Source organism: Saccharopolyspora phatthalungensis (assembly GCF_014203395.1).
GTDB lineage: Bacteria > Actinomycetota > Actinomycetes > Mycobacteriales > Pseudonocardiaceae > Saccharopolyspora > Saccharopolyspora phatthalungensis.
In genome coordinates this window covers 1953679-1973912 of the sequence record NZ_JACHIW010000001.1, presented here as the reverse complement: position 1 = coordinate 1973912, position 20234 = coordinate 1953679, and the positions used below count along the sequence as shown (strand labels likewise).

The following is a 20234-nucleotide window of genomic DNA, read 5'->3' as shown; positions in this document are numbered from 1 at the left end:
CGCTGATCTTGGCCAAGGCGCGATCTGGCGGACCTGCGCGAACGCCGCCGCTTGCTGGGCGATCACGGCTTGCGCTTGTGGGTCAGCCTGCCGGTCTTGGTAACGCCGAAGTGGGTGAGCAGGTCGTCTTCGATCTGGCCGAGTTCCGCGTTGACCGCTCGGTGCGTCGACTTTCGCCGCTGCGTTGGCATCCGCTCCGCGGCCCGTACCGCGCTGGTCAGCTGCTCAAGCCGGGCCCCGGTCCGCTCCGCGTACTGCTCCGCGGCGAGGCTCGACTCCTCGCTGGTCGCCGACTGCGCCCGCAGATCGTGCAAGGCGTCGGTGTCACCGGCGATCCGGGCGTGCAGCGCCGCGCCCCTGCCGGTGAACTTGCCCAGATCGTCCACGGGCACCCCGAGCCGCCGCGCGCGCATCCGCTCGTAGCGCTCGCGCGCGGCCGACGCCGCCCGCAGCGCGAAGGGCAGGAGCACCGGCCCGACGACCTTGGCCACCCCGATGATTTTCTTGGCGTTGCCGGGTGTGATGCGCCCGTGCTCGCCCTTCTCGATGGCCTTGGCGACCTTCTTGTCCGCCTTCTTTGCCCGCTTGACCGCCTTGCGGAAGTCCGCGGTGCCCTTCTCCGGGATCCTGCGCCCGGTAGTGCGTTTTTTCACCGAGGCCCACACCTCCGCTGTCCGGCGGTTTCGCTGCGATCACCTTAAGTCCGGATGCGGTGCGGCACGACATCGAGCGCGGCCCGGTCGTGCACGGTGCGTAGTCGGATCCGACGCGCGTCACCGGGGTGATGGGCGCGTCTGTCGGAGCGACGGCATACGCTTCACACGTGACGGAAAAGGTGCTACTCGACGCCGGCGTCGTGACTCGTTGTCGTCGACGCGTGCATCTTGAGCACGACCCTTCGATGCGAGATCAACCGCAGGCACCGCTGGACCTGGGTATCGAACAACGGATCGCCGACGCCGCGGAGCACCGCAGAACCGTCGCGAAGTGGCTGAACAGGGTGCTCGGCGAGGACTGGACGGAGATCCCGCGCGTCGCCGTGGACAGCCGCGAGGAGCTGACGCTGGCGGCGATGCGTGCCGGCACGCGCTACATCTCGTACGCTCAGCTGCCCGCCGACGAACCCGGCGGCCGGCGTGGCTCGGTCGACCTGCTGGTGCGAAGCGGGGACGGTTACGTACCGGTCCTGGTGGTGCGGCACAAGATCACTGATCCGGGTAGCGGCGCCCGCGTGTCGCCGATGGACCGGCCCGTGCCGGAGGCGGCCCGGAACGACCAGACCCGCAAGGTGCGGGCGCAACCACGCGACCAGCTCCGCCTGGCGCACGCGGTGCGGCAGCTGCAGGCGTGCGGGATGGGTGCGGCGACAAACGTCGGCGGCGTGATCGGCGTCGAGGCGGACGCGGTGCTCTGGCACGACCTGGACGTGCCGAACTGGCCCGGCGGCCGGACCGCGCTCGCCGAGTACGAGGCCCGGTTCGCCGACCGGTTGGCAGTGGCCTCGGCGGCGGCCGAGGGGGCCGAGCCGCTGGCGCTGCCTTCCCGGATCACCGAGTGCAAGGGCTGCCCGTGGTGGCCGACCTGCGAACTTCAGCTGCGGGAGAACCGCGACGTCAGCCTGGTGGTGCGCGGTGAGGACGCCGTGGCGCTACGCGGTATCGAAGTGTCGACAGTGGATGACTTGGCCGCAGTGCCGCTGGCGGAGGCGGAGTCACTGCCGCTGACCGGGGTCGGCAACACCGACGCGATCCTGCTCGCCAAGGCGTGGCTGCGGAACCTGCCCCTGGTGCGGCGGGTCCGCGACCTGGCGGTGCCGCGCGCGGACGTCGAAGTCGACGTGGACATGGAGAGCTACGCCGACGCCGGGGCCTACCTGTGGGGGTGCTGGCTCTCCGATGCCGACATCGACGAGGAGCCCGGTTACCGGGCGTTCGTGAGCTGGGAGCCGCTGCCGTCCGACGACGAGGCGCGGTCCTTCGCGGAGTTCTGGACGTGGTTCGGCTCGGTGCGCCGCCGCGCGTACGAGCGCGGTCTGAGCTTCCGCGCCTACTGCTACAACGAGCTCGCGGAGAACCGCTGGATGCTCGCTTCGGCCGAGCGGTTCGCCGGCAAGCCCGGGGTGCCTTCGGTGGCAGAGGTACGCGAGTTCATCAGGTCGGCGGAGTGGGTCGACCTGTTCGCCTCGGTGCGGGAGCAGTTCCTGTGCCCGAACGGCAAGGGCCTGAAGGTGATCGCGCCGAGCGCCGGGTTCGCCTGGCGGGATGCCGAGGCCAGCGGTGAGAACTCGATGCGCTGGTACCGCGACGCGGTGGGCCTGGGCGGCGGCGTGCCGGTGCTGTCCCAGCGCGACCGGATCCTGCGCTACAACGAGGACGACGTGCGCGCGACCTGGACGATTCGCCGCTGGATGACCTCCGGAGAGGCCAACGAGATTCCCTACGCCGCCGACCTTTGATGCCCGGGGGACGTTCCGCGTCGCCCGTGCCGGGACGGTGAGCCGGACAGGGGTGCTCGCCAGCGGTGGTAGCCGCGTGGACCCCGACCTCCTGCCGGACTCGAGTGGCGTCCGGGACTCCAAGGAGCGCGATGTCGGGTGGTTAACCGTCCTTCCCGCGCAAGGGCGTTATTTTCCGCTCGCGAACCATCGGGTCGATGGATGCCGGAAGGCCGCCAACCAGGCGCGGGCACCCGTCCGAATAACCGGGTTACGGGTGCCCCCACCCGGAAGTTCCTGTAGAACCACGGTTTCCGGGTTACCGCGGCGCCATTCGCAGGGCGCCATCCATCCGGAGGTTTTACCCTCGTAAACTGCCTGATCAGGGAGGGTGTAGCGGTGAGGGTGTTAGGACGTATCCGGCTCAGCCGGTTTCGGGGGCTTGAGGATGTCACGTCGTCGCCGGAGCGTCAGAAGCTCAACATCGAACGTTGGGCGGACGCCAACGGACACGAGATCATCGGGTGGGCCACTGATCTTGATCTAGGCCGATGGTTGCTCATCCCGTTGGACTGGCGTTAGCCGATGCCACTGCTCCGGGTGTCACCGAACGTTCGTAGGAGTGACCGCGTTCGACAAATACCGCAATCGGTCAAGGTGTAGCGAACCGAGCAAGCTTGGTTTCGTCATGGTCAACGGAATTTGGAACTTTCCCGAGAGCTAAATGCGTTGGGTTGCGGCCGGCAAACATCGAGTAATTTCCTGAATCTCGTAATGGAAAGGGCCGTCGAGTGAGCGGCTGGGAAAATTTCTCCCGGTCCAAACGCTCGCTGTCAGGTTCGAGCATTGAACTCATTGAATGGCACTGCGTGAGCAAGTGCCGTGTCTCGCCACTTTCGGTACATCAACAGATCAGGGTTCTCCCGCTGGTCTAGGTTGATCAGCGTACCGTCCGGGCTGAAGTTGAGATCAACTACGATTTCGTCATCGAAGAGCCAGAAGTCATGAGATGGTAGATCAAGCTCAAGCTCTGTCAGGTCGAGAATCCGGATGTCTTCCCCGGCTTCGATGTTGCCAGGAATTGACCAGGCGAACTGATGCCGCTGGTACTCGGTGAAGGGTCGCTGAACCACCCGGACACGACCGATCGACGTACCGCCCGCGATGTAGCCCCTGACAGGCTCATGCCAAGCAGAGTTGTACCCCTCCGGCATCGGTTTCCCGGCACGCCAGAGTTCTAGCTCTTCTTGCTCTTGCGGTGTGAAAAGCCTTGCTGCACAAGAAAAACCCCGGACCGATGCTATCCGGGGCTTTGCTCGTTCAGGGGTACTACTCTAGCGGGGGTAATTCATCCGCAGCGCGCCATCCATCCGGATGACCTCGCCGTTGAGGTAGTCGTGCTCGACGATGTTCAACGCCAGCTGCGCGAAGTCCTCCGGGGTGCCGAGCCGCTTCGGGAACGGCACGCCCTCGGCCAGGCCGGCGCGGAACTCCTCGCTGACCGTCGCCAGCATCGGGGTGTCCACGATGCCCGGCGCGATGGTCATCACCCGGATGCCGGTGGAGGATAGGTCGCGTGCGGCGGGCAGCGTCAGGCTGGCCACGCCACCCTTGGACGCCGCATACGCGGCTTGGCCGATCTGCCCGTCGAAGGCGGCGACGGAGGCGGTGTTGATCACCACGCCGCGCTGGCCCTGCTGGTCCGGCTCGGTCTGGCCGATCGCCGCCGCGGCCAGCCGGAGCACGTTGAAGGTGCCGATCAGGTTGATCTCGATGACCTTGCGGAACAGGTCGAAGTCGTGCGGACCCTGTCGCCCGACGATCCGCGCGGACGGGCCGATGCCCGCACAGTTCACCACGATCCGCAGCGGGGTGCCGGCGCCGGCGGCCTGCTCGACCGCGGTCTGCACTTGGTCGGCGTCGGTGACGTCGGCGGCGGTGAAAGTGACCCCGTCAACGATCGGTGCATTGGCCACCGCGTCCGATAGGTCTACCGCGAACACCTGCGCGCCGCGCGAGGCGAGTGCTCGCGCCGTGGCCGCGCCAAGGCCGGAAGCCCCGCCGGTGACGATCGCCGCGGTGTCGGTGATCAGCATCTGCTCTTTCCTTTGCGTCTGTTGCTGGTGTCACGGCATGTCTAACACCTGGCAACGGCCTTGCCCAGCATCGGACGCGGAAAGGACAGGTGGCGAACCGGCGGTCATTGATGGCGGTGCACCCGTCGTTGGGAGGCAATCTCAACGAGCGCCAGCAGCACCACCAGCGGCAGCGCGGCCAGCAGCGCGAGGCCGGCGAACAGTGCGGCGATCCCGATCAGCTCCATGCGAAAAGCGTGGTCCGCGCAACCGGTCTCGCGCTTCGGCCACCGGTGCCAATCTGTTGTGCGTCCGAGCGAAAGCGCCATCACCGACCGTGGTCACCCCCGGGCGGCCCTCAGCGGAAGTGCGATTTCGCGCGGAATCGCGCCAACGGCTAGCGCTGGAGGGGCGGGCAGATCGCGTCGATGGCGTCCAGGTTGGCCTGCGTCGGGCGCCATTCACCCGCCAAGGCGTTCGCCCGGACCTGCTCCGGCGTGGTGGCTCCGGTGATCACCGAGCCGACGACCTCCTGCGCCGCCAGCCAGCCGACAGCCACCGACGTCATCGGGATGCCGCCCTGCTCGGCGAAGGTGCGCAGTTGCTCGATGCGTTCCCACGGGGCGTCGGCCAGCATCTGGTTCCGGTTCGCCAATCGGCTGCCCGCGGGCGGTTCCTGGTCCTGCCGGTACTTGCCGGTGAGCAGTCCGTTGGCCAGCGGGAAGTACGGGATGATCCCGACGCCGAACCGCTTGCAGGCCGGGACGACCTCGCGTTCGGCCTCCCGTGCCAGCAGCGAATAGTGGTTCTGTGCGGACACGGGCGTGGTCAGCCCGGACGATGCCGCCGTCCAGGACGCGTCGGCGAGTTCCCAGCCCGCGAGGTTGCAGTGCCCGAGGTAGCGGATCTTGCCCTCGCGCACCAGGTCGTCGAGCACCGAGAGGGTTTCCTCCATCGGCGTCAACCGGTCCGGGCGGTGCAGCTGGTACAGGTCGATCCAGTCGGTGCCCAGCCGGCGCAGCGATGACTCGACGGCCCGCCGCACATAGCGGCGGGAGCCGCGCGCGGTGAAGTCCGGGCCGTTGTTGCCCTGCATGTCCATGCCGAATTTGGTGGCGATGATCGCGTGGTCGCGGCGGCCGGAAAGCGCCTGCCCTAGCAGTTCTTCGCTGCGCCCGCGCGGCGAGCCGTACACGTCGGCCACGTCGAAGAAGGTAATTCCGGCGTCGAGCGCGGCGTCCACCACTGCTTGCGCGCCGGACAGGGACTCGGTGGCCGTCCCGGGGCGGCCGAGGTTGTTGCAACCGAGGCCGACCGCGCTTACCACCAAACCAGATTCGCCTAGGCGTCGCTGTTCCACGTCTGGTGAGCCTAAACGGCAGGTCGCGGGCGCGTCACGCAGGACATACGGCACATGAACGTTTGGCGAAGCAGGTTCCACTGTGCGGGCGATGTGTCACGATGCCGGATGGGGGATGCGGCCGAGCGGTCGTGCGAATGAAGGGGTGTGGGGACTGTGTTCGCCCGTCGGATCGTCGTAGTTGGCACCGGATACGTTGGATTGACGACCGGGGCGTGCCTGGCGTCGTTGGGGCACCGGGTGGTGTGCAGCGACGTCAATGCCGCGAAGGTCGAGCAACTTTCCCAGGGTGAGGTGCGGATTCACGAACCCGGCCTAGGTGAGCTGGTGCAGGAGGGCATTGCGGCCGGTCGGCTGGAGTTCGTGGTCGGCTCGGCCGGCGCGGTCGCCGATGCCGAGGTCGTCTTCCTGTGCGTGCCGACGCCGATGGGCTCCGGTGGGAAGGCCGATCTGGCCGCGGTGGAGGCGGTGGCGCACGAGGTGCGCGAGCTGCTGCCCGCGGGGTGCGTGCTGGTCACGAAATCGACGGTGCCTGTGGGCACGTCGGCGCGATTACACGAGTTGGTCGGACGCGACGACGTCGCGGTGGTAAGCAACCCGGAGTTCCTGCGCGAGGGATCCGCGGTGCACGACTTCCTGAACCCGGACCGGATCGTGGTCGGCTCGGACAGCCAGGACGCCGCCGAGCGGGTGGCCGCCCTGTACGCGCGACTCGGTGCACCGACCGTGCTCACCGACGCGGCGAGCGCCGAGATGGTGAAGTACGCGGCGAACTGCTTCCTGGCGACCAAGCTTTCTTACGTCAACGCGATCGCCGAGCTCTGCGAGCGGCTGGGCGCGGACATCACCGACGTCACCGAGGGGATGGGCTACGACCGCCGGATCGGGCAGTCGTTCCTGCAGCCGGGGCCGGGCTGGGGCGGTTCGTGCCTGCCGAAGGATACTGCGGCGTTGCTGCAGGTCGCGGGGGCCGTAGAGTTCGACTTCCCGCTGTTGCAGGCCGCGATTTCGTCCAACGCGCGGCAGCGCGAGCGGATGGTGGCCAAGGTCGTCGAGGCATGCGGCGGTTCGCTCGACGGGGTGCGGCTCGGGCTACTGGGCCTGACGTTCAAGGCAGGCACCGATGACCTGCGCGATTCGCCCGCGCTGGAGGTGGCGCGGCTGCTGGCGGCGCGCGGCGCGGAACTGGTCGCCTACGACCCGGGCCTGCGCGGCGACGAGCCGGAGCTGCCGCCGGAGGTCGCCCTGGTGGACGACCCGTACCAAGCGGCGAAGGAAGCCGCGGCGCTGGTGCTGCTGACGGAATGGCAGGAGTTCCGGACGCTGGACTGGAACCGGCTGGCCGACGCGCTGCGCGGCCCGGTGGTCGTCGACACCCGCAACCACCTCGACCCGGACGTGTTGCGTCGCGCGGGCCTGTCCTGGCGTGGCGTCGGCCGAACCCCGGTTACCGGCAGCCTTTCCGCTGACAGGCGGCGTCCAGGCTGCGCCGCCGCTGAGGCGCCACCGGCAAATATTTGAAATCCGGACGAGCCGGTTTTGCCTGAAATCGGGAGCCCGCCACGGGGCGGCGCAGCCCCGCCTCCAGTTGTCCACACGCCTGTGTATAACTCCATCAACAGGCTTACGAACTGCTGAAACGTCTGTTGATAGACGTCGTTGTGCACAGCTGTGGAGAAAGTTATCCACAGCTGTGCACAAGTTGTCAGCGGCGGATGCTGACCAGCACCAATCCGACACCGATCAGCCCGACGCCACACCAAGCGACCACGCCCAGTCGTTCCCCGACGACGAGGACGCTCAGCAGTGCCGCCACCACCGGTTCCAGCAGGCTCAGCGTTGTCGCCACGCTGGCGGACGTCCGGCGCAGGCCGGCGCCGAACAACACATACGCCAGGCCCATCGGGATCACCGCCAGGTAGCCGGCGATCAGCAGCCCGGACAACGAGCCCAGCAGCGGGCCACCGGTGAACGCGAGCACCGGCAGCAACGCGAGCGCTCCAGCGCCGAACATCGCGCCCATCACCGATCGGGATCCGTGACCGCCACGCATCATCCGCCCGGCGGCCCACGAGTAGACGACGTACGCGGCTCCGCCGAGCAAGCCGAGCAACGCGCCCAACACGGCCTGGGAGCCGACTCCGGTGTCACCGCCGCCGGTGATCAGCAGGAGGCCGATCACCGACACTGCCGCTGCCACCGCCCACCGGCGGTCCAGCCGAACGCCGTCGACGACGCGTTCCAAGATCGCGGCGAACACCGGCGCCGAGCCGAGCGTGACAACGGTGCCGATGGCGACCCCGGCCAACGCCATCGACGAGTAGAACGCCAGCGGATACACCGCCACCGCCGCGGCACCCACGAGCAGCAGTTCGGTCCGGCCGGACCGCCACACGTCCAACGCGGAGCGGCCGGCCATGGCGACCAGCAGCAGGCCGCCGATGCCCATCGTGGCGGCCCCGATCGACAGCGGACCGGCCTCGGCCGGGGCGAAGCTGGCGGCGGTTCCGGTGGTGCCCCACAAGACCGCCGCGAGCAGTACGGGTAGCGGCCCGGTGGCGAACCGGGCGGGCTTGGTTAGCAATTGATCAGACAAGGTGAACTCTTCCGTCCGCGGACCGTCAGGACTCGGCGAACGGGCGCGCGCACGTCACCCCGGTACCACCGGCAGTTGCAACTGAAACCGCAGGTCAAGGGGCGCGGGCGGCGGTTTCACCGGAAACCGGCCGCCGTCGGGGTGTTCGGAGGTTCGCCGCCCGTCAGCGGGACGGGGGCGGCAGAACGCGGTGCCAATGCGAGTTCACGCGAACCACCTTAACGGGCGATTCCGGACCGCGTCCCGCTGACCGGCGGCCTGCCCTTCGCCATCACCACCTGACTGGCCGCGCATGATTTCGACGGCTCCCCACAATCACCCGTACGTGGACGCTAGCCTGCTGTGGGATTTTCCGTACGCGGTGAGGAACCGGATGGACAAGCGGCTGATCGACTGGACCGGCGAGCGCTGCGTGCCGTGGACCGATGACGTGCAGGTCATCTACGAGCACTACCACCGCTACGCCCTGGCGGCCCGTTTCGTGCGCGGCAAGCGGGTGCTCGACCTCGCCTGCGGCGAGGGCTACGGCGCGGCGCTGCTGGCCGCCGAGGGTGCCGAAGTGGTCGGGGTGGATATCGACCCCGCGACGGTCGAGCACGCCCAGCACAACTACGGCAGCCGTGACGTCAGCTTCCACATCGGGTCGATCATCGACGCCGAACTGCTCGCCGACGCCAAGCCCTTCGACGTGATCGTCTGCTTTGAGGCGATCGAACACGTCGAGGACCACGACGCCGTGCTGCGCCTGGTCAAGTCCCGGCTCGTCCAAGGTGGACTGTTCCTGAGCAGCACCCCGGACACGGCGGTCTATTCGCATGAGCACGGCAACGACAACCCGTACCACGTCAAGGAACTCACGGCGAAGCAGTACGAAACGTTGCTGGAGGGCGCGTTCCGGCACGTGGCCGTGCTGAAGCAGAACGTCACCGTCGGTTCGCTGCTCACCCCCGCCGACCCCGGCGACCCGGACACCGCGATCGAGGGCGTCCGCCTGCAAACCATCGAAGAGCGCGACGGCGAATGGTCGGTCCGGCAGGGCGTGCCGCACACGTACCTGCTGGGCGTCGCCTCGGACAAGCACCTGCCGAAACTTCCCGCCGCCGCGGTGCTGACCGACGCGAATCTCACCCTCGCCTGCCGCGGGAGCGATGTCACGCCGATCATCGAGCAACGCGACGCAGCGGTCGCCGACGTCGCGAAGCTCAACGAGCTCTACCAGCGCAGCCGAGCCGAATCCGAAGAACTCAAGAACGTGATCACGCGGCTGGAGGAGCTGCGCAAGCAGGAAGAGAAGCACGCCCAACAGGGCGTTCGCGAGCAGGCGAAGCTGAGAGCAGAGCTCGACCGCATCGGCGGCGAGCTGCGCGAACACGAGCAGAGCGGCGAGCGCGACGCGGCACGCATCGAGTGGTTGCGCGACACCGTCGCGAGGCTCGAAGGACGCGTAGCGGACGCCGAGCGGCAGGCGGCCGAGCTCGGCGCGGCGAACGCGGAGCTGTCCGCGCAGAACTCCGCGCTGGTGCAGCGCGCGGTGACGAAGTACCGCAAGGTCGTCGAGCGCGTAGCGCCGCGCGGGACTGCGCGCCGCGATGCCTACGAGATCATGCTCGGGCGTAAGCCCGGCGTGCCGGAGATCGGCGAGGTGGTCGAGACCGGGCCGCTGCCGGTGCCGTACAGCGACAAGCCGCTGGTCAGCGTGATCGTGCCGGTGCACGGCAAGTGGCCCTACACCCGCCAGTGCCTGCGGTTCCTCGGCGGACATGTGGTGTCCGTGCCGTTCGAGGTGATCGTCGTCGACGACGCCTCTCCGGACGACAGCGCCGAGAAGCTCGCCGCCTGCGAGGGCGTCCGGCTGGTGCGCGCCGAACGAAACCTCGGGTTTATCGGCGCCTGCAACCTGGGTGCCGAGAACGCGCGCGGTGAGTACCTCTTCTTCCTGAACAACGACGCCGAGGTCACCGAGTCCTGGCTGGACATCCTGATGGACACGATCCGCGCCGACGAACGCATCGGGCTGGTCGGGGCCAAGCTGGTCTACCCGGACGGTCGGCTGCAAGAGTGCGGCGGCATCGTGTGGTCCGACGGCCACGGCTGGAATTACGGCCGCAACACCGAGCCGGCCGGCTCCGAGTTCAACGTCGTGCGCGATGTCGACTACTGCTCCGGCGCGGCGATCCTGGTGCGTACGAACGTGTTCCGGCAGGTCGGCGGCTTCGACACCCGCTACGCACCCGCCTACTACGAAGACACCGACCTGGCGTTCGCGGTGCGCGCGGCCGGTTACCGGACCGTGGTGCAGCCGAAGGCGGTCGTCGTGCACCACGAAGGCGTGTCCAACGGCACCGACCTAAGCACCGGCGTGAAGAAGCACCAGGAGCTCAACCGCCAGGTGTTTGTGGCGAAGTGGGCCGAGACGCTGGCCGCCGAACACCTGCCGGAAGCCTCGCCGCGCAACCTCTGGCTAGCCCGGCAACGCGGCACCCGCGGCCACCACGGACCGATCGTGCTGGTCAAGGACTACCAGGTGCCGCGTCCGGACTTCGACTCCGGGTCGGTGCGGATTCGCCGGGTGCTGGAGCAATTCGTCCAGCTCGGCTGCCGGGTGGTGTTCTTCCCCGGCAACCACGCGCGCCTGGAGCCCTACACCACCGAACTGCAACAGCGCGGCGTCACGGTCCTGCCCGAACCCGAACTGCAACAGGCGTTCCTGCACGAGGCGGGCTCGGAGATCTCGCTGGCCCTGTTATCCCGACCGCAGGTCGCCTGGAGCCTGGTCGAGGAGCTGCGCACCTGCGCGCCGCAGGCCGTGATCGCCTACGACACCGTTGACGTGCACTTCCTCCGGCTGGAGCGGCAGGCCGAGCTCGCCGCGGAACAGGGCGAGGCGGCGCGAGCGGAAGCGCTGCGGCGCAAGGCTTTCGCGTCGCGGCAGATGGAGCTCGGGCTGACCCGCTCCTGCGACGTGACGCTGGTGGTGTCCGAGACCGAACAGGCGTTGCTTCGCGAGCTGGTCCCGGACGCCGACGTGCGGGTGCTGTCCAATGTGCACGAGGTCGACTGGAGCCCGGCGAAGCCGGACGGACGGCAGGACGCGTTGTTCGTCGGCAGCTTTGACCACCCGCCGAACGTCGACGCCGCGCGTTGGGCGGCGCGCGAGATTATGCCGCTGGTGCGGGAGAAATGCCCGGACGCGGTGCTGCACATCGTCGGCAGCAACCCGACCGACGAGGTGCGGGCGCTGGCCGGGCCCGGCGTGCAGGTGCACGGCTGGGTCGCGGACCTGGGGCCGAGATATGCCATGAGCCGCGTCACGCTCGCGCCGTTGCGCTTCGGTGCCGGGGTCAAGGGCAAGGTCGGCGAAAGCCTCAGCCTGGGGGTGCCGGTGGTCGGCACGGCGGTGGCGATCGAGGGCATGCACCTGACGGACGGCCAAGAGGTGCTGGTCGCCGATGACGCGGCGGGGCTTGCCGAGGCGACTGTCCGGCTGCTCACCGATGACGACGACTGGCGGCGGCTGTCCGAGGCGGGCAAGGCGGGCATCGCCGCCCAGTTCGGCCCGGACGTCTCCCGGGCGGCCCTCGGCGAACTCCTCGCCACTACCGACTACGAGGCCTGACGCGCGAGTTCACTGCTGCGCGATTTCAATGGAAACCGGCGCTCCCTGGGGTTTCGGGGTTATGCGGTGGCTGTTGCCCAGGCGTGGTGGACTTGGAGGGTTTCTTGTGGGGTTGGTGGTCGGGGTGGTGTGGGTCGAAATTGTTCGGCGATGAGGACTCGTCGGAGTTTGATGAGCATGTCTTGGTAGGAGGGTTCGGTTTTGGTGGTGTACCAGGGTGCGGTGCGGCGCCGGTCGGTGACGTCGGTGGGGTCGTGTCCTGCTAGGGCGTACCAGAGGTAGACCAGGCTGTAGCAGACGAGTCCGAAGGGCACGGTGCGTTCCACGGCGTGGGGGGTGCGGTTGCGGGCCTGACCGGCACCGAGGTCGTGTTTGGCTTGGTGGAAGGTGACTTCGATGGCCCAGCGGGCTGCGTAGCGTTCGATGATCTGCTCGGCGGGGGTGTCGAGGTCGGTGGTGATCAATGCCAGGTCCCAGGCGCGTCCGTCGCGGCGGGGCCGGCCGTCGTGGACGAGGATGACGCGCGCGTGCTGGCGCAGCAGGATGTGCGGCCACAGGCAGCGGTGTTCCAGCAGGCGGGTGGTCTCGGTGCGGCCGTAGCGGGTCACCGTGACCGTGCGCCAGTGCTGGTGTTCGGCGATCTCGGCGAGGGTGGTCTTGGGGCCTTTGTAGCGGGGCCGGCCGACCACACCCGGGAGGGGTTCGTGGATCTCGTGCAGGGCCGCGTTCGATCTCGGCCGGGTGGTCAAGCTCAGGTGTGCGGGCAGCCCGCGCCAGTGGCGGGTGCCGTAGAAAGCGTCAGCGACGACATGAAACCGGCGCCCGGGTAACCGGGCGGCGAGTAGCTCGATCAACTCACGAGCCTGCTGCGGTTTCGGCGTCCCGCCCGGGCGCCACAGCCGCGCCAGCACGGGCAGGCACACCGGCCTGCGGCTCCATGAGGGGTGCAGGACAAGGCCGGCCACGACCCAGCAATGCCCCCAGCCGGTGGTCTTGACCGGGCTGGGACTGGTGGGGTCGTGATGCCAGGCGGCAGCGTGGATCTTGCGGCCCGACCGGCGAAACAGCGTGTCGTCCACCGCTATCTCGATCACCGCATCGGTATCCAGCAGCCGGTCGACGAGCAGGGCGGCCAGCGTCAGCCCCAGCCGGTCGGCCGACCAGCGGGCCTCGGCGAAAAACCGGTGCGCCCAGTCATGGTGACGCCGCCCGGCCATCCCGGCCGCGGTGAGCATCCCGCACACCGTGCCACGCCCGGTCTGCGTGATCAACCCCGCCACCAGCATGGTGAAGGTCTGAAACGACGGAGCGGTGAAACAGCCCCGGAACGCCTCCACCACAACGGCCAGCGAGGCAGGTAAGGTCACGGGCTGGAGCATCGGCGGCACTCTCTTCTCGGAGACGTGGTAGGAACCGCCGATGCTCCTTTCATGATCACCTCAAGTCACGCCGCCACACCGACCACCACCCCAAAAAACCCGAAACCCTAGGCGCTCCGGTTTCCATTGAAATCGCAGGGATGGATCAGTCGCGGACCGTCGGCGGCGTGTGGTTGAGCTGCTGGTCAAGCACCGACTTGAACGCCTGCCGGGCCGCCTCCTTCTGGTCCGACGCGCCGCTGACGTCGATGATGACCGCCCAGTTGTGCGCCACATAGGCGGTGCGGAACGTGCCGCCGGTGTTGACAACCTTGACTCCCTGGTACGACAGCCCATCCACAGTGGACAGGCCCTGCTGGGCGGCCAGGTACTGGTCCACCACGCTCTTGGCGGCGTTCGGATTGGGCAGTTGCAGCGTTAGCAGCGTCGTCTTCGGGGTGGCGCCCTCGGTGCCGTTGAACCAGCCGTCGATCAGCCCGCTCTGGACCGCGGTGTCGAGCACCGCCTTCGGCTGCAGCAGACCGGCCTTGGCGCCTTGCAGGCTCGCCAGGTCCAGCGCGCCGGTCCAGGGGTGGGCCGGGCCGGAAACGGGGACCAGCACTTCCTGCGAGCTGGCCGGGGGATTCGGGTGCGCCGGCGGCGGCGCGGGCAGCTGCTTGGTCCGCACCGGGGGCGGCGGCGCGGGCGCTGCGGTCTGCTCGGCGGGCGTGCTACCGCCGGAGGTGAAGTAGAAGATCCCGGCGATGATCAAGCCGATCAGCAGCACGCCGCCGATGGACAGTCCCGCGATCAGCTTGCCCTTGCCCGGTTTGCCCGCCGTCTCGAACACCTCGGGGCCCTGCCGCATCCACGACGCGTCGCCGTGCTCCGGTGTACCCGGCAGGTCGTCGCCCCACGGCGTGCCGCTGCTTTCGACAGCGCCCCAACCCTGCTGCGGTCCCCACTGCGACTGTTGTGGTCCCCACTGCGGCGGCTGGTTGAGGTTGACCACCTGGGTGCTCTCCGAGTCACCCCGCTGCTGCGCGCCGGCGAGCGGGTTCGGCACGACCTGCGTGGCTTCCTCCGGCACACCGCCTTGCTGTGATTGCTGCTGCGCGCCTTGGGCGGCGGCATCTCCCCAGCTGAACGCCGGCGGGAACGGGTTGGCCTGTTGCTGTGGTTGCTGCTGCGGGAAACCGCCTGATGGCGTGCCTGCGTGCGGCTGCTGCTGCGGGAAACCGCCGGACGAAGGCCCATTCTGCCCGTCCTGGGCCCGGCCGAGCACGGCGTCTCGCCGCTGGCGGTACTCCTCGGCGGAAATTCGCCCTGCCGCGAGTTCGGCGTCGAGATTCTGCAACTCGTCTTGCCAGGTCACCGATGCGCCCTTTCCGGATTTTTCCTCGAACGCCCCCACTTGCGATCGACCGCCATTCTGGCACCCGCAACCGGGTCCGGGGTGCACCGGCCGGATAACGATCCGACTCGCGGTCTGGTCGGACTGGGCCACCAGAAGGTAAAAGGACCACAACCATCGAGACCCGAGTTAGGCTACGCAGCGTTGACTTCTCCGGTCGGGGACATGACTTGATGGGGTGATCTGGGTGGATGACGCGCGGGTCGTCCACACCCGCCCGGAGTGGTTCGCCGAGCCACATCACGGGTTCGCCTGGATCCGCATGATCGGCGCCGTGCTGGTCATCTACGGGCACAGTTCGCCGTTGGTCGGCACGGGCGAACTGTTTCCGCCGGAGTGGCCGCTGCAGCCCGACGAGGGCGTCCTCATGGGTTTCTTCGCGATGAGCGGCTTCCAGATCACGGAAAGTTGGGTTCGAGACCCGCATCCGGTGCGGTTCGCGGCCAAACGCGTCTTGCGGTTGTGGCCGCCCATGCTCACGGTCTCGTTCGTCATGGCGCTGGTCGTCGGTCCGATGATCACGACCCTGTCCGTCGGCGACTACTTCGCCGCCCACGGCACCTGGGGCTACATCGTCAACAACGCCGGGATGCTCACCCTCAAACACGAACTGCCCGGTGTGTTCGTGCACAACCCCTGGCCGAATGCGGTGAATGGATCGCTGTGGACGCTGCCGATGGAGCTGCTTGCCTACGGCGGTCTCTATGTGCTGCTGTTGCTCGGCGGCGGGAAGCACCGTTACCGCTGGCTGATGGTCGTCGCCCTGATCGGGCTCATCGCGTGGGATCGGCACCTGGAGCAACTGCCCGGTCCGGAGTCGGCGGGTTCGTTCCTCAGCGTGCCGATCGAGTCGCTGGTGGCGTTCCTGGTCGCCTTCGCCTTCGGTGTTGTGCTGAACCTGTACCGGATCCCGCTGTCGCCGCTGGCGGCCGGTGCCGGGCTCGTGGTGCTGGCGCTGATGCCCAACAGCATCACCGCGTCGTTCTGGATGGCCTTCGCGGTCAGCTACGCCGTGGTGGTGGCCGGGCATTTCTGGCCGTCCCGGCTGACGGTGCCGGGCGTGTGGGTCAACGGCAGTTACGGCGTGTACGTGTGGGGCTTCCCGATCCAGCAGTTGCTGGCGATGGCCGGGATCGCCAACCAATGGCTGATGCTGATCTGCGCGGCTCCGCTGGCCTACGTCTTCGGCACGCTGTCGTGGACGTTCATCGAAGAGCCGACGATGAGACTGCGGCACTACGTCAGCCCGGAACCGAGGAAGAGGGAACGGGAACCGGCCGACGACTTCAACGAAATCGACGATTCCGAGACACCGGACGATTTTGACGACCTGGATCCGACCGACGAGGACGAGCCGAACGAGCTTGATTGGCCGGAAGAGCGTCTTGATGAGCCGGACGAGTTCGACGGGGCAGCGGTCGGCGTACCGTCGCCGCCTCGCGCGCTGCCGAGGTCCCTTCCCAGCCGGAACGGAAAAGTCCCGCCGGAACCGTCGACCAAGCTGACACCGGCCCACCCGAATCCGAGCCCGGCCGAACAGACCCGCCCCGCACAACCCCGCCCCGCACAACCCCGCCCGCCGGTGCGTGCCGACATCCCAGCAGGCCCCACGCCTCGCACGGGCACTCCGCCCCGTGGCATCGGTGCTTCACGCAGCGGTGCGCGACGCTCCTGGATTGCACCGGACGGCACACCGGTGCACAACGCCCCGCGCACAGGTGCTTCGCCGAACGGCCCCCCGCCGGACGGCGGCAACCGATCCAACCGCGCCGACGTGGACGGCGGGCCCAGACCGAACGGGCAAGACGGCCACAACGGCACCCGGCTCGACGGGCTTCCGATGAACGGCACCCAGCAGCCGCTCGGTCGGGAGTACGGGCGAACCCGTTCCCCGGCCGACCCGCCGCCGGTCCGTCCGCCAGCTCCGCCGCCGGAGGAGTCGGTGCTGGCCAAGCGGTTGTCCGGCGACTTGGACGGCGGGCGGGCTCCGTCGTCCCGACCTCCCGGCCGCCTCTCCCCTGGTCGGCACGCCCGCCCCGAGCCACCGCCGACGCCGGCGGAGGAGACCCGTCCGGTCCCGCCGTATCCGGAAGCGCCGGACCATCCGTGACCGCCGCGTACCCTCGGGTGCATGGCGCTTTTCGGTGACAAGACCAGCCTGATCGACCCGGCCGAGGCACTGCCGGGCCGTGCCACCCCGCTTCCGGTGGCGGAGTGGCACGCGGTGTTCCCGGACCGCCGGATCGTGCCGCCGTTCCCGGCGGGCTACGCCACTGCGGTGGTCGGCATGGGCTGCTTTTGGGGAGCGGAGCGGACCTTCTGGCGCACCGGCGGCGTGTGGTCGACGGCGGTGGGCTACGCGGGCGGCTTCACCCCGAACCCGACATACGAAGAGGTGTGCTCCGGCCTGACCGGCCACACCGAGGCGGTCCTCGTGGTCTTCGACCCGGCCGCGATCAGCTACCAGCAGGTCCTAAAGGTCTTCTGGGAAAACCACGACCCGACCCAGGGCATGCGCCAGGGCAACGACATCGGCACCCAGTACCGCTCGGCGATCTACTACGCGGACGACGAACAACGAGCCGAAGCCGAAGCCAGCGCGGAAGCGTTCCAAAAGGCCCTGACGGCAGCGGGCCTGGGCACGATCACCACGGAAATAGCTCCCCTCCAGAACTTCTACTACGCGGAGACCTACCACCAGCAATACCTGTCCGAAGCCAAGAACCCGAACGGCTACTGCGGCCTAGGTGGCACCGGTGTCCAGCTCAGTGACCAGTCCGGTGGTGCTTGCCCTACCGGTTTGGGACCGCTTGGGGACGAGGTCTGATCTCTTCGACTCGGGTGGGTGCGTGACGCCGGGCCTACTATTTCTCGTAGTGGTAGCGGCAGGTTGCAATTCTTATTTCGTCACCCGCGATCTTGTAGACCAAGCGGTGTTCGTCGGTGATTCGACGTGACCAGTAGCCCTGAAACCCGTGCTTCAGGGCCTCTGGCTTGCCGATGCCTTCGTTGCCGTTGCGGGCGATGTCCTCGATGAGCGTGTTGACGCGCTTGAGGACTTTGCGGTCTTCGGTTTGCCACCAGACGTAGTCGGCCCAGGCGAGCTCATCCCAGATCAGTTTCATTCGGCGAGCTCGTGGTGCGTGCCACCACCGGATTCCAGCCGCTCGATGGCGGTGATCAGACGCCGTGCGTTCTCGGGGCTGCGCAGCAGGTAGGCGGTCTCCTTGAGGGACTGGTAGTCGTCAAGGGACACCATGACGACAGGCTCGTGCCCTGCGCGGGTGATCACGATCTCTTCGCGATCGTTGACCACCGAGTCCAGGGTCTCGGCGTACTTCGCCCGCGATTCCGAGTAGCTCATTGTCTTCACCGGACACCTCCTTGCGTACAGATTATTGTACGTCTGGCAGCCAAGCGAGCGCAAACGGCCGAAGGCCGACCAACACCCCACCTCTCCTCACCTCACGGCCGAAGGCCGACCAACACCCCACCTCTCCTCACCTCACGGCCGAAGGCCGACCAACACCCCACCTCTCCTCACCTCACGGCCGAAGGCCGACCACTAACACCATCACCGCAGGACGGCCGCCAGGCCGCCGACCCACCACAACATCGTCTTGCGATCACCCCCCAGCCCCCCAACCATCAACTTCATGGCAGACCACGTATACCGCGTAACCGAAGTAGTGGGATCCTCGAAAGTAGGAGTGGACGACGCGATAAGAAGAGCGGTGAACCGAGCGTCCCAAACCCTGCGGAACGTGGACTGGTTCGAGGTGACGAACGTAAGGGGCCACGTAGAAGACAATGAACTGGCCCATTACCAGGTAACGCTGAAAATAGGCTTCCGCCTGGAAACCTAACGCCACGGTGTCGAGGCCCTGATATCAGCTGTGGTGATGGGGCTGTGATGGTGATGGGGCTGTGGTGTGGGTTGCTGGTCGCTGAGCAGGCCGGGAACGTTCCCCATCGTAAGGAGCCAACGAAAGGCAACCACCGCACCGTAGGGGGGTTTGGGGGGATTCGATCCCCCCAATGAAATGGCAAGGGGACCAGGTCTGCGAAGCAGACACAGGTCCCCTGTCCCCGAGCGGATGACGGGACTCGAACCCGCGACCCTCACCTTGGCAAGGTGATGCGCTACCAGCTGCGCTACATCCGCATCTTCAGTGCCCTGCTGGGCTGTTGGGGACTACTTTAACGCATCGTTTCAACTCCGTTCGGCGGGGGTCTCTATCGGGTTGGGGCGTCGACCGCGCGGGTCGGCGTGAGGCGCAGGAGGACGCGGTGTTCTTCCTGCATGGACTTGCGGTAGGCGGCCCAGTCTTCGTGTTCGCCGGAGATGCTGCGGTAGTACTCCTCGAGGAGGGGTAGGGCGGCGGGGAGTTCGACGATTTCGACGGTGCCTTCGACTTGGATCCAGCGGCCGAAGAATTGGTCGGGTAGGACACAGAGCCAGGCGCGCGGGTCGCGGCGCAGGTTGCGCACTTTGGCGGAGCCAGCAACAGTGCTGACAGTGACGTGTCCGGAGCTGTCCGTGGTGGTCAGCACCGGTGTCATCTGGGGGGTGCCGTCGGCGCGGAGCGTGCTGAGCACGGCACGGTGTTGGCTGCCGATCACTTCGCGGGCTTCGTCGAGATCCACTGCGACCTCCGGGTTGTGTCTGGTGACACCGTGGTCCGGGGGTCCACGGTAGCGATTGCGCCGGTCGTGCGGTATTCGCCGCGGTCGGCGTTGGGGGGAGTCCACATGGGGACGGGTCGGGACGTCGTTGCGGATGATCAGGTGCTGCTGGAGCGGTTGCGGGCCGGTGATGATCTCGCTTATGGCGATCTGTACCGGCGGCATGCGCCCGCGGTGCGGCGGTTCGCGTTGAGCATGCCGCGGCAGGGGATTGACGTCGATGATGTGGTCGCCGAGGTGTTCTTGCGCACATTGCGCGCGGTCCGGGCCGGTCACGGGCCTCGGGATGTGATTCGCACCTACCTGTTGACGGTGGTGCGTCGGGTGTTGGGGGAGTGGTCGGCGGCGCGCCGGGACGAGTTGATGAATGCCGATGAGCTGGGGGAGTACGCGCCTCGGCAGCGCGATCACCAGTTCGTGCAGGCCGAGCGGGAGTTGTTGGCCCGCGCGTTTCACCGGTTGCCTGCGCGTTGGCGTGAGGTTTTGTGGCGGACCGAGGTGGAGGGGCATCGGCCGGCCAGCCTCGCCGGTCAGCTGGGTCTCACCCCGAACGCGACGGCGGTGTTGGCGCACCGTGCGCGTCGCGGGTTGCGGGAGGCATACCGGCAGGCGGCCGATCTGCCGGTGCGGCGGGCTGCGGGGTGTTTGCGCCGCGCTTGACGGGTCGCCCGTTCGGGGTTGGCCGGAACGCCGCT

At 67.9% G+C, this 20234-nt stretch carries 18 protein-coding genes, 1 tRNA gene and 1 pseudogene; 8 read left to right on the top strand and 12 right to left on the bottom strand.

The annotated features are described in order from the left end of the window. Positions 1–62 precede the first annotated feature (62 nt). Positions 63–653, bottom strand: a complete 591-nt coding sequence (locus BJ970_RS08760; RefSeq protein ID WP_312864163.1) for a DUF6474 family protein — start codon at positions 651–653, stop codon at positions 63–65. 170 nt (positions 654–823) lie between these two features. Between BJ970_RS08760 and BJ970_RS08755 the strand changes: the two genes are divergently transcribed. Both BJ970_RS08755 and BJ970_RS40345 read left to right on the top strand, forming a co-directional pair. Next, the gene (locus BJ970_RS08755; RefSeq protein ID WP_184725774.1) at positions 824–2455 is read left to right on the top strand and encodes a TM0106 family RecB-like putative nuclease; all 1632 of its coding nucleotides are present in this window, start codon (positions 824–826) and stop codon (positions 2453–2455) included. Positions 2456–2999: 544 nt separating this feature from the next. Next, positions 3000–3158, top strand: a pseudogene (locus BJ970_RS40345) (FDXHR family putative zinc-binding protein); the annotation flags it as partial. Between the two features lie 109 nt (positions 3159–3267). Here BJ970_RS40345 and BJ970_RS08750 read toward each other — a convergent pair. The 4 genes from BJ970_RS08750 to BJ970_RS08740 all read right to left on the bottom strand — a co-directional run bounded on the left by BJ970_RS08750 (position 3268) and on the right by BJ970_RS08740 (position 5869). Then, entirely contained in the window at positions 3268–3738 is a 471-nt protein-coding gene (locus tag BJ970_RS08750) for a DUF6879 family protein (protein ID WP_376775112.1), read from the bottom strand. 30 nt (positions 3739–3768) lie between these two features. Further along, positions 3769–4530: an SDR family NAD(P)-dependent oxidoreductase gene (locus BJ970_RS08745; RefSeq protein ID WP_184725770.1), complete on the bottom strand. Its 762-nt coding sequence runs from the start codon at positions 4528–4530 to the stop codon at positions 3769–3771. Positions 4531–4634: 104 nt separating this feature from the next. After that, on the bottom strand, positions 4635–4757 hold the full coding sequence (locus BJ970_RS38810) for a hypothetical protein (protein WP_281399428.1): 123 nt from the start codon (positions 4755–4757) through the stop codon (positions 4635–4637). A gap of 149 nt (positions 4758–4906) precedes the next feature. Beyond that, complete coding sequence (locus BJ970_RS08740; protein ID WP_184725767.1) at positions 4907–5869, bottom strand: aldo/keto reductase; 963 nt, start codon at positions 5867–5869, stop codon at positions 4907–4909. A gap of 156 nt (positions 5870–6025) precedes the next feature. Between BJ970_RS08740 and BJ970_RS08735 the strand changes: the two genes are divergently transcribed. Then, entirely contained in the window at positions 6026–7390 is a 1365-nt protein-coding gene (locus BJ970_RS08735; RefSeq protein ID WP_312864439.1) for a UDP-glucose dehydrogenase family protein, read from the top strand. A gap of 184 nt (positions 7391–7574) precedes the next feature. On the opposite strand, the gene BJ970_RS08730 is transcribed toward BJ970_RS08735, so the two are convergent. After that, a complete protein-coding gene (locus tag BJ970_RS08730) occupies positions 7575–8465 on the bottom strand; it encodes a DMT family transporter (protein WP_184725763.1) in 891 nt (296 codons plus the stop codon). Positions 8466–8838: 373 nt separating this feature from the next. Between BJ970_RS08730 and BJ970_RS08725 the strand changes: the two genes are divergently transcribed. After that, complete coding sequence (locus BJ970_RS08725) at positions 8839–12081, top strand: glycosyltransferase (protein WP_184728963.1); 3243 nt, start codon at positions 8839–8841, stop codon at positions 12079–12081. A 59-nt stretch (positions 12082–12140) separates the two neighbouring features. Here the strand turns inward: BJ970_RS08725 and BJ970_RS08720 are convergent, their stop codons facing one another. Beyond that, positions 12141–13448: an IS701 family transposase gene (locus tag BJ970_RS08720; protein ID WP_184725761.1), complete on the bottom strand. Its 1308-nt coding sequence runs from the start codon at positions 13446–13448 to the stop codon at positions 12141–12143. A 157-nt stretch (positions 13449–13605) separates the two neighbouring features. Continuing rightward, positions 13606–14814, bottom strand: coding sequence for a hypothetical protein (locus BJ970_RS08715; RefSeq protein WP_184725759.1), 1209 nt, complete (start codon positions 14812–14814; stop codon positions 13606–13608). 226 nt (positions 14815–15040) lie between these two features. Between BJ970_RS08715 and BJ970_RS08710 the strand changes: the two genes are divergently transcribed. After that, complete coding sequence (locus BJ970_RS08710) at positions 15041–16963, top strand: acyltransferase family protein (protein ID WP_312864162.1); 1923 nt, start codon at positions 15041–15043, stop codon at positions 16961–16963. 21 nt (positions 16964–16984) lie between these two features. Beyond that, positions 16985–17680, top strand: a complete 696-nt coding sequence (gene msrA, locus BJ970_RS08705) for a peptide-methionine (S)-S-oxide reductase MsrA (protein WP_246470779.1) — start codon at positions 16985–16987, stop codon at positions 17678–17680. A gap of 37 nt (positions 17681–17717) precedes the next feature. On the opposite strand, the gene BJ970_RS08700 is transcribed toward msrA, so the two are convergent. Further along, entirely contained in the window at positions 17718–17978 is a 261-nt protein-coding gene (locus tag BJ970_RS08700) for a Txe/YoeB family addiction module toxin (RefSeq protein WP_184725755.1), read from the bottom strand. Continuing rightward, positions 17975–18217 carry a type II toxin-antitoxin system Phd/YefM family antitoxin gene (locus tag BJ970_RS08695; protein WP_221467683.1) on the bottom strand — a complete coding sequence of 81 codons (243 nt, stop codon included), beginning with the start codon at positions 18215–18217 and terminating at the stop codon, positions 17975–17977. Before BJ970_RS08695 ends, BJ970_RS08700 begins: the two co-directional genes overlap by 4 nt. Before the next feature lie 292 nt (positions 18218–18509). On the opposite strand from BJ970_RS08695, the gene BJ970_RS08690 reads away from it, so the two are divergent. Beyond that, positions 18510–18719: a dodecin gene (locus tag BJ970_RS08690; RefSeq protein ID WP_184725751.1), complete on the top strand. Its 210-nt coding sequence runs from the start codon at positions 18510–18512 to the stop codon at positions 18717–18719. A gap of 226 nt (positions 18720–18945) precedes the next feature. Here BJ970_RS08690 and BJ970_RS08685 read toward each other — a convergent pair. Further along, positions 18946–19018: transfer RNA gene (locus tag BJ970_RS08685), tRNA-Gly, on the bottom strand. 71 nt (positions 19019–19089) lie between these two features. Then, the gene (locus BJ970_RS08680; protein ID WP_184725749.1) at positions 19090–19500 is read right to left on the bottom strand and encodes a PPOX class F420-dependent oxidoreductase; all 411 of its coding nucleotides are present in this window, start codon (positions 19498–19500) and stop codon (positions 19090–19092) included. Positions 19501–19605: 105 nt separating this feature from the next. Here BJ970_RS08680 and BJ970_RS08675 point away from each other — a divergent pair, with 105 nt between their 5' ends. Next, positions 19606–20199, top strand: coding sequence for an RNA polymerase sigma factor (locus BJ970_RS08675; protein WP_184725747.1), 594 nt, complete (start codon positions 19606–19608; stop codon positions 20197–20199). Positions 20200–20234 lie beyond the last annotated feature (35 nt).